This is a genomic window from Streptomyces sp. NPDC017520, assembly GCF_044329855.1.
Classification (GTDB): domain Bacteria; phylum Actinomycetota; class Actinomycetes; order Streptomycetales; family Streptomycetaceae; genus Streptomyces.
In genome coordinates this window covers 138,564-152,306 of sequence record NZ_JBIRKB010000006.1, presented here as the reverse complement: position 1 = coordinate 152,306, position 13,743 = coordinate 138,564, and the positions used below count along the sequence as shown (strand labels likewise).

Annotated in this window: 12 protein-coding genes; 6 read left to right on the top strand and 6 right to left on the bottom strand. The window is 72.4% G+C overall.

What is annotated here, in order from left to right; translation table 11 throughout:
- Window positions 1–135: 135 nt before the first annotated feature.
- Both ACH4KB_RS16445 and ACH4KB_RS16440 read right to left on the bottom strand, forming a co-directional pair.
- Entirely contained in the window at window positions 136–381 is a 246-nt protein-coding gene (locus tag ACH4KB_RS16445; protein WP_398066638.1) for a DUF2630 family protein, read from the bottom strand.
- A 59-nt stretch (window positions 382–440) separates the two neighbouring features.
- On the bottom strand, window positions 441–1,334 hold the full coding sequence (locus ACH4KB_RS16440; protein WP_398066637.1) for a hypothetical protein: 894 nt from the start codon (window positions 1,332–1,334) through the stop codon (window positions 441–443).
- Window positions 1,335–1,465: 131 nt separating this feature from the next.
- Between ACH4KB_RS16440 and ACH4KB_RS16435 the strand changes: the two genes are divergently transcribed.
- The 5 genes from ACH4KB_RS16435 (at window position 1,466) to ACH4KB_RS16415 (ending at window position 6,061) form a co-directional block, all read left to right on the top strand.
- A complete protein-coding gene (locus tag ACH4KB_RS16435) occupies window positions 1,466–1,873 on the top strand; it encodes a hypothetical protein (RefSeq protein WP_398066636.1) in 408 nt (135 codons plus the stop codon).
- Window positions 1,874–2,086: 213 nt separating this feature from the next.
- Window positions 2,087–2,713, top strand: a complete 627-nt coding sequence (locus ACH4KB_RS16430) for an NADPH-dependent FMN reductase (RefSeq protein WP_398066635.1) — start codon at window positions 2,087–2,089, stop codon at window positions 2,711–2,713.
- Between the two features lie 58 nt (window positions 2,714–2,771).
- Window positions 2,772–3,743, top strand: a complete 972-nt coding sequence (locus ACH4KB_RS16425; RefSeq protein WP_398066634.1) for an ATP-binding cassette domain-containing protein — start codon at window positions 2,772–2,774, stop codon at window positions 3,741–3,743.
- Window positions 3,740–4,597 (top strand): ABC transporter permease, encoded by an 858-nt coding sequence (locus ACH4KB_RS16420; protein ID WP_398066633.1) that lies wholly within the window; start codon window positions 3,740–3,742, stop codon window positions 4,595–4,597. Before ACH4KB_RS16425 ends, ACH4KB_RS16420 begins: the two co-directional genes overlap by 4 nt.
- Window positions 4,598–4,729: 132 nt before the next feature.
- Complete coding sequence (locus tag ACH4KB_RS16415) at window positions 4,730–6,061, top strand: MerR family DNA-binding transcriptional regulator (protein ID WP_398066632.1); 1,332 nt, start codon at window positions 4,730–4,732, stop codon at window positions 6,059–6,061.
- A gap of 9 nt (window positions 6,062–6,070) precedes the next feature.
- Here the strand turns inward: ACH4KB_RS16415 and ACH4KB_RS16410 are convergent, their stop codons facing one another.
- The 4 genes from ACH4KB_RS16410 to ACH4KB_RS16395 all read right to left on the bottom strand — a co-directional run bounded on the left by ACH4KB_RS16410 (window position 6,071) and on the right by ACH4KB_RS16395 (window position 12,244).
- Entirely contained in the window at window positions 6,071–9,658 is a 3,588-nt protein-coding gene (locus ACH4KB_RS16410; RefSeq protein ID WP_398066631.1) for an ATP-binding protein, read from the bottom strand.
- 198 nt (window positions 9,659–9,856) lie between these two features.
- Complete coding sequence (locus tag ACH4KB_RS16405; protein WP_398066630.1) at window positions 9,857–10,279, bottom strand: universal stress protein; 423 nt, start codon at window positions 10,277–10,279, stop codon at window positions 9,857–9,859.
- 208 nt (window positions 10,280–10,487) lie between these two features.
- Window positions 10,488–11,147, bottom strand: a complete 660-nt coding sequence (locus ACH4KB_RS16400; RefSeq protein WP_398066629.1) for a CE1759 family FMN reductase — start codon at window positions 11,145–11,147, stop codon at window positions 10,488–10,490.
- A 5-nt stretch (window positions 11,148–11,152) separates the two neighbouring features.
- Complete coding sequence (locus ACH4KB_RS16395) at window positions 11,153–12,244, bottom strand: LLM class flavin-dependent oxidoreductase (RefSeq protein WP_398066628.1); 1,092 nt, start codon at window positions 12,242–12,244, stop codon at window positions 11,153–11,155.
- A 384-nt stretch (window positions 12,245–12,628) separates the two neighbouring features.
- On the opposite strand from ACH4KB_RS16395, the gene trpS reads away from it, so the two are divergent.
- A complete protein-coding gene (gene trpS / locus ACH4KB_RS16390; RefSeq protein ID WP_398066627.1) occupies window positions 12,629–13,723 on the top strand; it encodes a tryptophan--tRNA ligase in 1,095 nt (364 codons plus the stop codon).
- The last annotated feature ends 20 nt before the right edge of the window (window positions 13,724–13,743 follow it).

The window sequence follows — 13,743 nt, the reverse complement described above, 5'->3', positions numbered from 1 at the left end:
CCCGGTGTTTCACGTGAAACACCGGGCCGGCCGCCCCACGCACACCGCGGGCCCTCTGCCCCACGCGCGCCCTGGGCCCTCTGCCCAGGCGCACCCCGGGTCCTCTGCCCGGGCGTGCCCCGGGACCGGCCCTGGTCAGCTCTGGTAGCCCTCCACCTCGTCGGCAGGGCGGACCTTCGCCGTCGAGGGGTCCTCGCCGTACTCGCTGAGCGCCCGTCGTCGGCGCAGCAGGTCCCAGCACTGGTCGAGCTGGACCTCCACCGCCCGCAGCCGGGCCTTCTCGTCCGTGGACAGGCCCATCTTCGCCACGGAGCGGTCGCGCAGGTCGCGCTCCTCGGAGACCAGGTCGTCGATGTTCTCGAAGATGTCGCGGTCGGCCATGACGCCTCTCCCGGGTCGCTCGGCGGCGGTCAGGGTCCCACTCTCACCCCGGGGCCGTCTCATCGCACGTCGGCCGCGGACCGTCTGCTCCGCAGGAGCACCCGGGCCAGCACCGCACCCACGAGCAGGGCCGCACCGACCGCCAGCACCGCCCACCACGTGGTCCGCAGGGAGGCGGTCAGAGCGTCGACCACGGCGGCGGCCGCGTCCCGGTCGCTGTCCGGCACCTCGTCCAGCACCCGGCTCCGGCCGACCGCGACCAGCACCCGGAGCGCGATCGCGCCGAGCACGAATCCGGCCCCCACGGTCCCGGTGGCCCACAGCCCGGCCCGCGGCCCGCGCCGTACGGTGGCGATGCCCACCACCAGGACGAGGAACACCAGCGTGGCGACGGCCGGCCAGATGCTGCAGTAGCAGAGCCAGCGAAACGAGTTCCTGAGGTCGTCGGCCTGACCGGGGCCGAGCACGGTGATCTCCGTCCGCTCGACCGGAATCTGGTCGGCGAACGGCACGCCGTCACGGACCAGATCCTGCTTGACCTGGTCGATCACCGGGGCCAGATCGATCGTCACGGCCTCCCCGCTGTCGCCGTCCAGGGCGGCTGCCACGGCCTTGTGGGCGGTCCGGTTCGCGGTGTCCCAGGCGTTCCGGAAGGCCTCGGTGGTGGTGAACGACCGCACGGTCTCGTGCAGGAACTCCCGGACCGTGTCCTGGAGCGGCCCGAGATCGATCTGCCGCATCGCCTCCTCGGTGACCAGGTCCGCGACGGTGCTCCGCACCGCCGGGTCGGAGGAGAGCGGCGACACGGCGGCGACGTACCGGTCGGTGTCGTCGATCTCCAGGTCGACCCAGGCGGAGAGCGCGCTCAGCGGTACGAGGACGGTGAGCAGAGCGAGCAGGAGCGCCGAGAAGGCCGCGGTGGACGCCGGAATCGCCGAGGAAGAGGTCCGCACCCCTCCAGGGAATCGCGTACGGGGCCGGGCCGCTCCGGGCCGTACGCCATTCGAGTTGCCGGGCGGCGCGGTCGGGTGTGCTCTGGAGGAACGGGGGCGTGCGACGGGGGCGACGGAAGGAGCTGTCCGCGATGGCCACACATGCAGCCATGCCCGGCCGAAGCGGTTCCCGCGCCCATGCGCGGCCCCGCCACCACACCCCGCTCGCCTGGGCACTGCCCCTGGCGCTCGGCGTGGCCTACGGGTTCTACGCGGCGTTCATCCGTCGCGACGGCGGTCCCAGCACCGGCGGGCAGGTCCTGCTGGGGCTCGTCTCCGGTGTCGCTCTGGCGGTCCTCTGCTTCGTGGTGGGCCGGATCCAGCGCTCGCTGCCGCGCGAACTGCGGGCAGCCGTGTACGGCGCGCTGACCGCGTGCGCCATCGGCTTCCTGGTGAGCCTCACCGACACCAGCGTGCTGAGGTCGACCGTTCTGGGTCTGGTGGTCGGGGCGGGCGTCCTCTGCGTCTCGTTCTACGCGTTCTACACGCGGGAGAGCTGAATCCCGTCCGCCGTCCGCCGTCCGCCGTCCGGGACCGGGTTCCGGTTCTTCTGGTTCCGGTTCTTTCCGACCGCGTGCGCGGCCGCCAGATTCAATCTGGCGGCCGCGCCCCCGCGTCTGGCGCCCAAGAGGTGAGGGAGCGGAACGGGCCGGGCCGGACGGGAGGCCCGGAGGTCCGGGGGGCGGCGGAGATCGCGGGAGGAGGAGCGAGTGATGACGACGGACGGGAGCAGCGGTGGGAGCGCGGACGAGAGCGCCGGCGGGCGGCGGGACGCGGGGAGCAGCCTCCCCCTGCGTGTCGCGGTGATCATCGGCAGCACCCGCGAGGGCCGCATCGGCGATGCGGTCGGCCGCTGGTTCATGGAGCGGGCCCAGGACCGGAGCGAGCTGGATCTCGCCGTGCTGGATCTCGCCGATTACGACTTCCCCGTGCACTACCCAGGGCGGGCGACCGAGCAGATGACGGAGTTCACCGGGGAGATCGCCAGGGCCGAGGCGTTCGTCGTGGTCACCCCCGAGTACAACCGCTCGTTCCCCGCCTCCCTGAAGCAGGCCATCGACTTCGCCTATGAGGAGTGGCAGACCAAGCCGGTCGCCTTCGTGAGCTACGGCCACGGTTCCGCCGGGCTGTATGCCGTGGAGCAGCTGCGGTCGGTCTTCACCGAGCTGCACACGGTGACCCTGAGGAACGGGGTCGCGCTCGACTTCCTTCGGCAGCCGCTGGAGGGGCACCCCGGCGACACCGGCCGGGACCGGTCCGTGGGGCTGATGCTCGACCAGCTCGGCTGGTGGGGCTGGGCCCTGCGCGAGGCGCGCGCCGTCCGCCCGTACGTCTCATGAGCTCCCCGAACCAGACGCGGATCACCGACCTCCTCCGACGAACCACAAGGAATGGATCATGAGCACTGAACTGGCCATCGAGACCACGGGGCTGGTGAAGGTCTTCGGCGACAACCGCGCGGTGGACGGCATCGACCTCGCCGTCCCCACCGGCACCGTCTACGGCGTCCTCGGACCCAACGGTGCCGGGAAGACCACCGCCGTCCGCATGCTCGCGACCCTGCTGCGCCCGGACGGCGGCACCGCCCGGGTGTTCGGCAAGGACGTCGTGAAGGAAGCCGACGCGGTCCGCAGCCGGGTCAGCCTGACCGGGCAGTACGCCTCGGTGGACGAGGATCTGACCGGGGCGGAGAACCTCGTCCTGCTCGCCCGGCTGCTCGGCCACTCCAAGCCGGCGGCCCGGGACCGGTCGGCCCAGCTGCTCGAAGGATTCGGGCTGAGCGAGGCGGCGGGCAAGCAGGTGAAGAACTACTCAGGAGGCATGCGGCGGCGCATCGACATCGCCGCGTCCATCCTGAACACCCCGGATGTGCTGTTCCTGGACGAGCCGACCACCGGACTCGACCCCCGCAGCCGCAACCAGGTGTGGGACATCGTGCGGGCGGTCGTCGCCCACGGCACCACGGTCCTGTTGACCACCCAGTATCTGGACGAGGCCGACCAGTTGGCGTCCCGGATCGCGGTGATCGATCACGGCAAGGTCATCGCCGAGGGGACGAAGGGCGAGCTCAAGGCGTCCGTCGGCGCCGGAACCGTCCATCTGCGGCTGCGGGACGCCGACCAGCGGGTCGAGGCGCAGCAGGTGCTGGCGCTCGCGCTGGACGCGGAGGTCCAGCTGGACGCGGACCCGGTGGCGCTGACCGCCCGGGTCGACGGGCAGAGCACCGAGCAGGGGGCCGCGGAGCAGGCCGGGCGTGCCCTGGCCGAGCTGGCCCGTCGCGGCATCACGGTCGACAACTTCTCGCTGGGACAGCCCAGCCTCGACGAGGTCTTCCTCGCACTCACGGACAAGAAGGGAGTGGCGGCATGAGCACCGCGACCGCCAAGACGGAGCTGGAGGGCGTCGAGCTCGCCGCGCCGGACCAGGAACGCCTCTCGGCGCTCCTGGTGGGCCAGGAGCGCCCACCGAGGCCCAGCGCCCTGTCGGCATCGATGACCTTCGGCTGGCGCGCCATGCTGAAGATCAAACATGTGCCGGAACAGCTCTTCGACGTGACGGCTTTCCCGATCATGCTGGTCCTGATGTACACGTACCTCTTCGGAGGGGCGCTGGCCGGCTCCACGCAGGAGTACATCCAGTTCCTGCTGCCCGGCATCATGGTGATGAGCGTCGTGATGATCACGATGTACACGGGTATCGCGGTGAACACGGACATAGCCAAGGGCGTCTTCGACCGGTTCCGCACGCTGCCGATCTGGCGGCCCGCTCCGATGGTCGGCTATCTGCTCGGTGACGTCCTGCGCTATCTGCTGGCGTCGGCGGTGATGCTCGCCGTCGGCATGATCATCGGGTTCCGTCCGGACGGCGGTGTGCTCGGTGTGCTGGCCGGTGTCGCTCTGCTGATCGTGTTCTCGTTCTCGTTCTCCTGGATCTGGACCATGTTCGGGCTGCTGCTGCGCTCCGAGAAGTCGGTGATGGGCGTCAGCATGATGGTGATCTTCCCGTTGACGTTCCTCAGCAATGTCTTCGTCGACCCGAAGACGATGCCGGGCTGGCTCCAGGTCTTCGTGAACAACAGCCCGGTCACCCACCTCGGCACGGCGGTGCGTGAGCTGATGCAGGGCAACTGGCCGGCCTCCGACATCGCCTGGACGCTGGGCTGGTCCGGGGTGCTCCTGGTGGTCTTCGGTGCGGTGACGATGCGGCTCTACAACCGGAAGTGACCCGTGGCGGGGAGGTTCGCCCGCCCGTGCGCCGCGGACGTATCCGTCCCGTGTGACCTTGACCTTCCCCGCGGGGGAAGCCCCAGGATCGGTGGGGCCGGGCGGAAGGCGCCCGGTACGAGGAGGTACGGGGTGGGACGCGAAGGCCGCGCGGTGGGCGCCGCGAGCGGAGAGCTGGTGACGATCGGGGAGTTCGCCCGGTTGTCCCGCCTCTCCGCCAAGGCGCTCCGGCGCTACGACGAGTTGGGGCTGCTCCGGCCCGCCCTGGTCGACCCGGTGAATGGTTACCGGTACTACGACCCGGCGCAGGCGGAGGGGGCCCGGCTCGTGGCGTGGCTGCGCAGGATCGGCATGCCGCTGAGCCGGATCGGCCGGGTCGTGGCGCTCGACGCGGGTGCCGCGGCCGTGGAGATCCGGGCCTACTGGGCGCGGGTGGAGGCCGAGACGGCGGCCCGGCGCGATCTGGCGATGTACCTCGTCGACCATCTGTCAGCGGAGGGCAGGGGCATGTCGCGAATGGCGGGCAACACGGGCAACACGGGCAACACGGGCAACACGGGCAGCGTGGGCAGCGCGGGGAGCGCGGGGAGTACGGGGAGTACGGGGAGTACGTGGCGTACGGGGGGTACTGGGGGTACAGGCAACACGGGGAACACAGGAGACACGGGTAGCGGTGTGGGGGCGGGGCCGCTCGTGATCCGGTGTGCGGCGCTGACCGATACCGGAGCGGTCCGTACGGCGAACCAGGACGCGGCGTTCGCGGGGCCACGGCTGCTGGCGGTCGCCGACGGTTTCGGGGAGGGCGGGGCCGAGGCGAGTACGGCGGCGATCGAGGCGCTCAAGCCCTCCGCGTGGGGCGCCCGGGAGGGTGCGCTGTCCGTGGCGGATCTGCTGAACGCCCTGGAGGACACGGCGTATTCCGCTTCGCGGGCGGTCCGGGACGCGGTCGCGGCCTGTGCGGCCCCGGACGGTTCGGGGACCACGCTCACCGCGATGCTGTGGACCGGATCGCGGCTCGGCCTCGTGCACATCGGGGACTCGCGGGCGTATCTGCTGCGGGGCGGGGAGCTGTTCCGGATCACGCATGACCACAGCCTGGTCCAGTCGATGATCGACGACGGTTCGCTGAGCAGGGAGGAGGCCGCCTCCCACCCGGGGCCCGCGCTGCTGCTGAAGGCGCTGGTCGGGGAGGCGCGGTCCGCCCCGGTGGCCGTGGCGAGCCGCCCCGACGTCAGCTTGCGGGAGGTGATGGCCGGGGATCGCTATCTGCTCTGTTCGGACGGGCTGTCCGCAGTGGTGGACGAGGCGGAGCTGAGGGCCGCGGTCATCGCGGCGGAGGATCCGGAGGAGGCCGTACGCCGGTTGGTCGGACTGGCCCGCGAGGCGGGCGGACCCGACAACGTGGCGTGCGTCGTCGCCGACGTCGTCGTCGAGGAGCAGAGGAGCAGCCGCGAAGAGGCGTAGCGGCTCGGGTCAGAGTCGCCAGTCGGGGGTGTGCTCGGGGCGGTAGGCGCAGGTGGTCCCGGTCGTCACGGAGGCCTTCAGGTGGGCCGCCAGCGCGGGGTGCAGGGTGTCCAGCTTCCGCAGGGTGTCGCGGATCCGGGCGGTGACCGTCTTGCGGGCCCGCTCGGTCTGGTCGCCCAGTCGGCGGGTCCGGCCGCCGAGCCCGGCAGCGGTGCGGAGCTCGTCGAGGAGGGCCTGCCGCTCCCGGTCGTATGTCTCGACCCCCCGGGCGTCGTCCCGGGCGGCGGCTCGGTCTATCTCGGCGTCCAGCCGGGCCAGGTGTTCCTTGTAGCGGCGCTTGGCCTCCTCGTCGAGCACCGGATCGCCGCCGAGCTGCCCGGCGGCGATCACGAGGTCCCCGCCCTCGGGCGCGAGGAGCCGGACGGCCGGGACGTCGGCGCCGGGCAGCCCCAGCAGGCTGTGCAGGTCCCGCAGGCCCTTGGCGTCCGGGACGTGCACGGTCACCCCGGCCCAACGCAGCTGCCACACCGGCCCGTTCCGCCGGAACTCGGCGGACGGCACCGCCCGGGTCCCCGCCGACGAGTCGGCCGTGCCCTGGCCCCGGCCCGGGGCCGCGACCTGGTCCTGGCCCTGGTCCTGGCCCTGGCCCTGGTCTTGGCCTTGGTGGTGGCCCTGACCCTGGTCCGGCGGGACGGCGGGACCGGAAGCGGTGGTGGTGCTGGTGGCCGGGTGGGGGCCGGTGGAGGCGTCGATCGCTGTAGCGGTGGCAGCAGTGGGGGCGGTGGTGGGCGGGGCCGTGCGGAGGGCCGCGGCCTCGGTCTCCATGTGGGCCAGGTCCAATTCGCCCGCCTCCCGCTCCACTTCACCGAGGAGCCGACGGGCCTGCCCGGCGTCACCGGCTGTCGCGGCACCGGCTGTCGCGGCACCGGCCGCGTCGGCGCGGGCGAGCAGGGCGCGGGCCAGGCACAGCCGGGCGCGTACGGCCCAGGGGCGGGCGCCGAGGCGGTCCGAGGAGGCGGCGGCCTCGGTGAGCGCCGCCACCGCCGCGTCCTGGTCGTCGCGCGCGGCGGCGAGCATCCCGAGCCAGAGGTCGACGGGGCCGCCGATGTCGCACCCGTACAGCGAGACGACCCACTGGCCCGTGTAGGGCGTCAGCTCGTCCTCCGCGCGGGTGATGAGCCGCGGGTCGCGCGTGATCGCGGCCGTCTGGGCCAGCAGCCGGAGCCACAGCGGCATGAACGCCCGCGGATAGGGTGCGGCGCGGTCCGCGTGCTCGGCGATCAGGCGCAGCGCGGGAGCGGCGTCGCCCTGCTCCGCCGCGGTGACCGCTTCCAGCAGCCCGGGATAGGGATACCCGGAGCCCGGAAGCTCGCCGAGGGTCTCCTCGGCCTCGGCGAAACGGCCCCGGAGCAGGTGCATCGCCCAGCGCAGGTGATACCCCATGAAGCCGAAGGAGGCGTGGTCGCCGATCTCCTGGCTGAGCGCGTCGTCCTCCAGCGCGGTGGACGCCTCGGCGAACCGGCCCTGCATGGAGGCGATCAGGCTGGTGTCGACGGCGACCCCCAGGGCGAACCGGGGCAGCTCGGTCAGCTCGGCGAGCCGGACGAACGCCCGGAACTGGTCGAGGAACGCCGGGTCGCCCAGCTCCAGCAGCGTCACCCAGCGCATGGACGTCGCGTTCAGTTCCATGTCCTGGTGCTGGGTGCGCCGGCCGACGACGGTCATCTCGTCGGTCAGCCCGAGCCGCTCCTCCGCCGAGCCGAGACCCCACACGGAGTCGTGGCGCGCCCAGAGCGAGAAGGCGAGCGCCTCGTCGTCCGAGCCGCTCCGGGCCAGCGCCATGATGTGGATGGCCAGTTCCTGGGCGAGCCGGTCGTCGGAGAGCCCCTCCTGGCCCTCCTTGCCGGTGACCCTGCGGTGGGCCTCGGCGAGGAGGCCCGCCGTGGCCGCGCCGTGGCCGCCGAAGGACCCGTCCCGGTGGATGGTCATCGCCACCCGGGCCAGCAGCTCCGGTTCGTCCAGCTCCCGGGCCAGGGCGACCGACCGGTCCAGCAGCCGCTCCGCCTCGGCCGTCTCCCCCGCCTGCCGGAGCTGCCCGGCGAGGTCGAGACCGATCAGCGCGGCACGCCGGAGGTCCGGACCCCGGTCCCCCGCACCCGCCGGGCCCGCCGCACCTCCCGCACCCGCCGGGCCCGCCTCGGCCACCGCGAGTGCCCGCCGGTAGTGGCCGGAGGCCTCCTCGTCGGCCAGGCGTCCCGAGGCGTCCCGGGCGGCTGCCAGCAGCAGGTCGATCCGGCGGTCGCGGTCCAGGGCCTCGCCGGCGAGGTGGGCGTGCCGGGCGAGGTCGCCGGGCCGTACCGCGTCGCCGAGGCCGGCGCCCGCGTCCAGGGACCGTACGGCGGCGGCATGGCGTTCACGGGCCTCGGCGTCGTCCAGCGAGGCGTACAGCGTCTCGCGCAGCAGGTCGTGGGCGAAGGCGTACTGTCCGAAGGGGCGGGGGACGACGACCCGGGCGACGGCGGCGGGCTCCAGCAGCCGCTCCACGTGGGGGACCGGCGCGCCGTGCACCACGGCCAGGACCTGACGGCCGAATTCCCGGCCGAGCAGGGCGGCGCTGGTCAGCAGCGAGACGACGGGCTCGGGCAGCAGGGCGAGCCGTCGGCGGACCGCTTCCCGCACGCCGGGCGGAATGGTGGAGACCGGGCTCCCGCTGTGCCAGAGCCGGGCGGTCTGTTCGACGAAGAAGGGGTTGCCGCCGGTGCGCCGGTGGACCTCGTCGATCAGCCGCGGTGTGGGCTCGCGGCCCGTCGTCACCGTCATCAGCGCCCCTACTTCGTCCCGGCCGAGGCCGGTCAGGGTGAGGGTCGCGGCGGCGCGCGAGACCAGCGGCAGGATCAGCTGCTGGAGCGGATGCCCGGGGGCCTCCACCTCGACGTCCCGGTAGGTGCCGATCAGCAGCAGCCGCTCGAACCAGGCGTGCTGGGCGGCGAATTCGAGCAGGCGGAGGGAGGCCGGGTCGGCGCTGTGCAGATCGTCGAGGACGACCACCAGCGGTCGGCTCTGGGAGACCGTGACGAGGGCCGTGGTCACCGCGTCGAAGAGTCCGAAGGCCTCGGCCCCCTCCGGCGGACCGTCGCCCGGCGGGCTCGTGCCCGTTTCCGTGCCGGGCCCGCCGCCGTGCGCCCCGTCGGGGCCCGGGCCACCGGCGGAGCCCGGGGCCGGCAGCGTGGTGGGCCCCGGGCCGTCCGTGCCGCCCATGGCCACCCTGACCGGGTCGCCCAGGAGCATGGCGAGCCGGCCGTCCGACGCCTCCTGGGCCGCTGCCCACTCCGCCGCGGTGGCGGACCGGCGCAGGCCGCGCAGGATCTGGACCCAGGGCCAGTACCCGGGGGTGTTGTCCGAGTCCCAGCAGGAGCCTCCGACCACCAGCGCCCCGCGCCGCCGTGCCTCGTGGGCGGCGTCGGTGACGAGCGTGCTCTTGCCGATCCCGGCCTCGCCGGTGACCAGCACGAGACCGCCGTGGCTGTCCGTGGCCCGGGCGATCTCCGAGCGGAGGACGCCTGCGGGGTGGTCGCGCCCGAAGAGAGCAGGGGTCATGACCACACGATAGGAGCAGCCACTGACAACGGCCCCTCTGTCTCCTGACCGGCGGGAAGGCTCGATCGGGTGCGACCGGACCGGAGGTGCGGCTCGGTCGCGTACGTCGGTATGACGGGAGGTGCGGCTCGGTCGCGTACGTCGGTATGACGGGAGCTGCGGCTCGGTCGCGTACGTCGGTACGTCGGGAGCTGCGGCTCAGTCGCGTACGACCGTCACCGGGCACGGCGCGTGCTGGGTGACGTGGAGGCTGACCGAGCCGAGCAGGGTGGCCTTCAGGCCGGTGTGGCCGCGGGCTCCCACGACGAGCAGGTCGGCGCCCTGGGCGCGGTCGAGCAGGGCCTGGGCCGGATTGCCGATGACCACGACCTTGGTGACCGCGGCGGCCCCCTCGGCGCCGAGGGCCTCCTCCAGCGCCTCGGTGAGGGAGACGGTGGCCAGGGCCTGCGGGTCGAAGTCCTCCGGCATGCCCGGCATCATCGACGCCCAGCTGGTGGCGGGGTACTCCCAGCTGTTGACGGCCTCCACCGAGGCGCCGGTCAGCTCGGCCTGGCGCACCGCCCAGTGCAGCGCCTTGATCGAGGAGTCGGAGCCGTCGACGCCCACAACGATCCTGCCCATATCTGCCTCCAAGTCGGTACAGCGCGGTGAGTCCGTACAGCACGGTGAGACCCGTACAGCACGGTGAGACCCGTACAGCGCGGTGAGTCCGTACAGTGCGGTGAGTCCGTACAGTGCGGTCCGTTCTGTCCCGCTTGTACAGCGTTCGATCTCACTGTAGTCACATCGGACAAGTGCGGGCGGTTCGGGGTGAACCACCCCCACGGCATCAGTCCAGCCGCAGGTCGGCGAGCTGCTGCTCGAACGGGACGACCGCGTCCTCCCCGTCGTCCAGGCCCGGGGCCCGCGCGGCGCCGGAGACCGTACGGCCCAGGACCGCGGAGGCCAGCTCGCCGCCGGCGCGCCGGATCCGGGACGGCAGGCCCTCGGTGTACTCGTCGCCCGAGGAGCCCCAGTCCTCCGAGGCCGCGTAGACGGAGGTGGGCACGGTGACGGCCCGCAGGTAGGCGAAGAGCGGGCGCAGCGCGTGCTCGAGGACCAGCGAGTGCCGGGCAGTCCCGCCCGTCGCGGCGATCACCACGGGCTTGCCGGTCAGCGCGGTGTTGTCGATCAGGTCGAAGAACGACTTGAACAGACCGGAGTACGAGGCGGTGAACACCGGCGTCACGGCGATCAGCCCGTCGGCCTCCGTCACCGCGTCGATCGCTTCCCGCAGCGTGGCCGAGGGGAAGCCGCTGACCAGGTGGTGGGCGATGTCCACGGCGAGGTCGCGGACCTCGATGACCTGGACCTCGACGTTCCGGTCCTGCTCGGCCGCGAGGCGCTCGCGGGCGGCGGCGGCCAGCCGGTCGGCCAGCAGTCGGGTGGAGGACGGCTGGCTGAGCCCGGCCGAGACGGCGACGATGCGCAGGGGGGTGGTGGCGAACATCGGGGTCAGGCCTCCTTTCCAGGGGCTCGGGCGGCGGCGACCGCCGGGTGGACGGGCGCGGACTGGGGCACTCCGGCCGGCCGCAGGTTGGCGAACTCCTTGCGCAGCACCGGCACGACTTCCTCGCCGAGGATGTCGAGCTGCTCCAGGACCGTCTTCAGCGGGAGCCCCGCGTGATCCATCAGGAACAGCTGGCGCTGGTAGTCGCCGACCGCGTCCCGGAACCCCAGCGTCCGCTCGATGACCTCCTGCGGGGAGCCCACGGTCAGCGGGGTCTCGCGGGTGAAGTCCTCCAGGGACGGGCCGTGGCCGTAGACCGGCGCGTTGTCGAAGTACGGGCGGAACTCCCGTACCGCGTCCTGCGAGTTCTTGCGCATGAACACCTGACCGCCGAGTCCGACGATCGCCTGGTCGGCGGTGCCGTGCCCGTAGTGGGCGTAGCGGCGCCGGTAGAGGTCGACCATCTTCCTCGTGTGCTCCATGGGCCAGAAGATGTTGTTGTGGAAGAAGCCGTCGCCGTAGTACGCGGCCTGCTCGGCGATCTCGGGGGAGCGGATGGAGCCGTGCCAGACGAACGGCGGGACGCCGTCCAGCGGGCGCGGGGTGGCGGTGAAGGACTGGAGCGGCGTACGGAACTTGCCCTCCCAGTCCACGACGTCCTCGCGCCACAGCTTGTGCAGCAGGGCGTAGTTCTCGATCGCCATCGGGATGCCCTGGCGGATGTCCTTGCCGAACCAGGGGTAGACCGGCCCGGTGTTGCCCCGGCCCATCATCAGGTCGACGCGGCCGTCCGCGAGGTGCTGGAGGGTGGCGTAGTCCTCGGCGATCTTCACCGGGTCGTTGGTGGTGATCAGCGTGGTGGACGTGGACAGGATCAGGTTCTCGGTGCGGGCGGCGATGTAGCCGAGGGTGGTCGTCGGGGAGGACGGGACGAACGGCGGATTGTGGTGCTCGCCGGTCGCGAAGACGTCCAGGCCGACCTCCTCGGCCTTCTGCGCGATGGCCAGGGTCGCCTTGATCCGCTCGTTCTCGGTGGGGGTCCGGCCGGTGGTCGGGTCGGTCGTGACGTCCCCGACGGTGAAGATCCCGAACTGCATGGCGTCCGCCTTCCTGAGTCCCGGCCGTGGGTCCGAAACTCCGTTCCGAAGCTGTGGATCGAAGCCCTGGCCGATTTGGTTGAACGTTGAACTACACCCTACAACGGGACCCCCCTCCCGCCTATTCCTGCCTGTTCCACACGGCCCGGCGCCCTGCGGCCGCTACACTCGGCCCATGACCTCCGTCCTGTGCCGAAACTGGTGGCGCTCCTCCTAGGAGCGGCCACAGCATCTGCACGGAACCAGGGCCGTTCGACATGGACGGCCCTTTTCGCTGCCCCGTACAGCGCTCTCGTACGGCGCGGACACGGAGACGAAGCGCAGCGGCGCTCACCGGCGGGGCCGTCCTCCACGCAACATCCACGCGAGGAGAGACCCGATCCCATGACCAGCACCCCGGCCGCCCCTGCCGCACCCGCCCACACCGAGCTCCCCGGTGCCGAGCTCCCCGGTGCCGAGCTCCCCGGTGCCGAGCTGGAGCGCCGCATCGCCCGGGATCCCGGCAGTTTCCGGGTCCTCACCGGGGACCGTCCCACCGGCCCTCTCCACCTCGGCCACTACTTCGGCTCCCTGCTCAACCGGGTCCGCCTCCAGAACCTCGGCGTGGACGTCATCGTCCTCATCCCCGACTACCAGGTGATCACCGACCGGGACACGGCCGAGCGGCTGGGGGAGTACACCGACGGGCTGCTCCTGGACTATCTGGCCCTCGGTATCGACCCCGCCCGGTCCACCGTCTTCTGCCACAGCGCCGTCCCCGCGCTCAACCAGCTCATGCTGCCCTTCCTCAGCCTCGTCTCCGTCGCGGAGCTGAACCGCAACCCCACGGTCAAGGACGAGATCGCGCACTCCCGGCAGTCCACGGTCAGCGGGCTGATGCTCACCTACCCGGTCCACCAGGCCGCCGACATCCTGTCCTGCAAGGGAAACCTGGTTCCGGTCGGCCGGGACCAGGCGCCCCACCTGGAAGTCACCCGGACGATCGCCCGCCGCTTCAACGAGCGGTACGGCGCCGTCTTCCAGGAACCGGACATCATGCTCTCCGCCGCGCCCCTGCTGCTCGGTACGGACGGCACGAAGATGAGCAAGAGCCGGGCCAACTCCGTCCCGCTCGGCGCCACCGCCGACGAGACGGCCCGCCTCATCAAGGGCGCGACCACGGACGCCGACCGGCACATCACCTACGACCCCGCCGCCCGCCCCAACGTCTCGTCCCTGGTGCTGCTGGCCGCCCTCTGTCTGGAGCGGGACCCGCACGAGGTCGCGGCGGGAATCGGCGGCGGCGGAGCCGCCGCTCTCAAGCGGACGGTGACCGACGCGGTCAACAGCCACCTGGCCCCCTTCCGGGCCCGGCGGGCGGAGTACGCGAAGGACCTGACGTACGTACGGTCGGTGCTCCGCGCGGGCAACGAGCGGGCGAACGCACTGGCGGAGGCCACGCTGGACGAGGTGCGGGAGGCGATGGGCGCGTTCCGGTAGCCGGGTGACGGTAACCGGTG

What these genes read in the sequence shown, in the direction of transcription:
- ACH4KB_RS16405 (WP_398066630.1), bottom strand. Translation starts at nt 10,279, where the DNA reads ATGGGCAGGATCGTTGTGGGCGTCGACGGCTCCGACTCCTCGATCAAG.
- ACH4KB_RS16435 (WP_398066636.1), top strand. Translation starts at nt 1,466, where the DNA reads ATGGCCACACATGCAGCCATGCCCGGCCGAAGCGGTTCCCGCGCCCAT.
- ACH4KB_RS16430 (WP_398066635.1), top strand. Translation starts at nt 2,087, where the DNA reads ATGACGACGGACGGGAGCAGCGGTGGGAGCGCGGACGAGAGCGCCGGC.
- ACH4KB_RS16445 (WP_398066638.1), bottom strand. Translation starts at nt 381, where the DNA reads ATGGCCGACCGCGACATCTTCGAGAACATCGACGACCTGGTCTCCGAG.
- ACH4KB_RS16410 (WP_398066631.1), bottom strand. Translation starts at nt 9,658, where the DNA reads ATGACCCCTGCTCTCTTCGGGCGCGACCACCCCGCAGGCGTCCTCCGC.
- trpS (WP_398066627.1), top strand. Translation starts at nt 12,629, where the DNA reads ATGACCAGCACCCCGGCCGCCCCTGCCGCACCCGCCCACACCGAGCTC.
- ACH4KB_RS16400 (WP_398066629.1), bottom strand. Translation starts at nt 11,147, where the DNA reads ATGTTCGCCACCACCCCCCTGCGCATCGTCGCCGTCTCGGCCGGGCTC.
- ACH4KB_RS16420 (WP_398066633.1), top strand. Translation starts at nt 3,740, where the DNA reads ATGAGCACCGCGACCGCCAAGACGGAGCTGGAGGGCGTCGAGCTCGCC.
- ACH4KB_RS16395 (WP_398066628.1), bottom strand. Translation starts at nt 12,244, where the DNA reads ATGCAGTTCGGGATCTTCACCGTCGGGGACGTCACGACCGACCCGACC.
- ACH4KB_RS16425 (WP_398066634.1), top strand. Translation starts at nt 2,772, where the DNA reads ATGAGCACTGAACTGGCCATCGAGACCACGGGGCTGGTGAAGGTCTTC.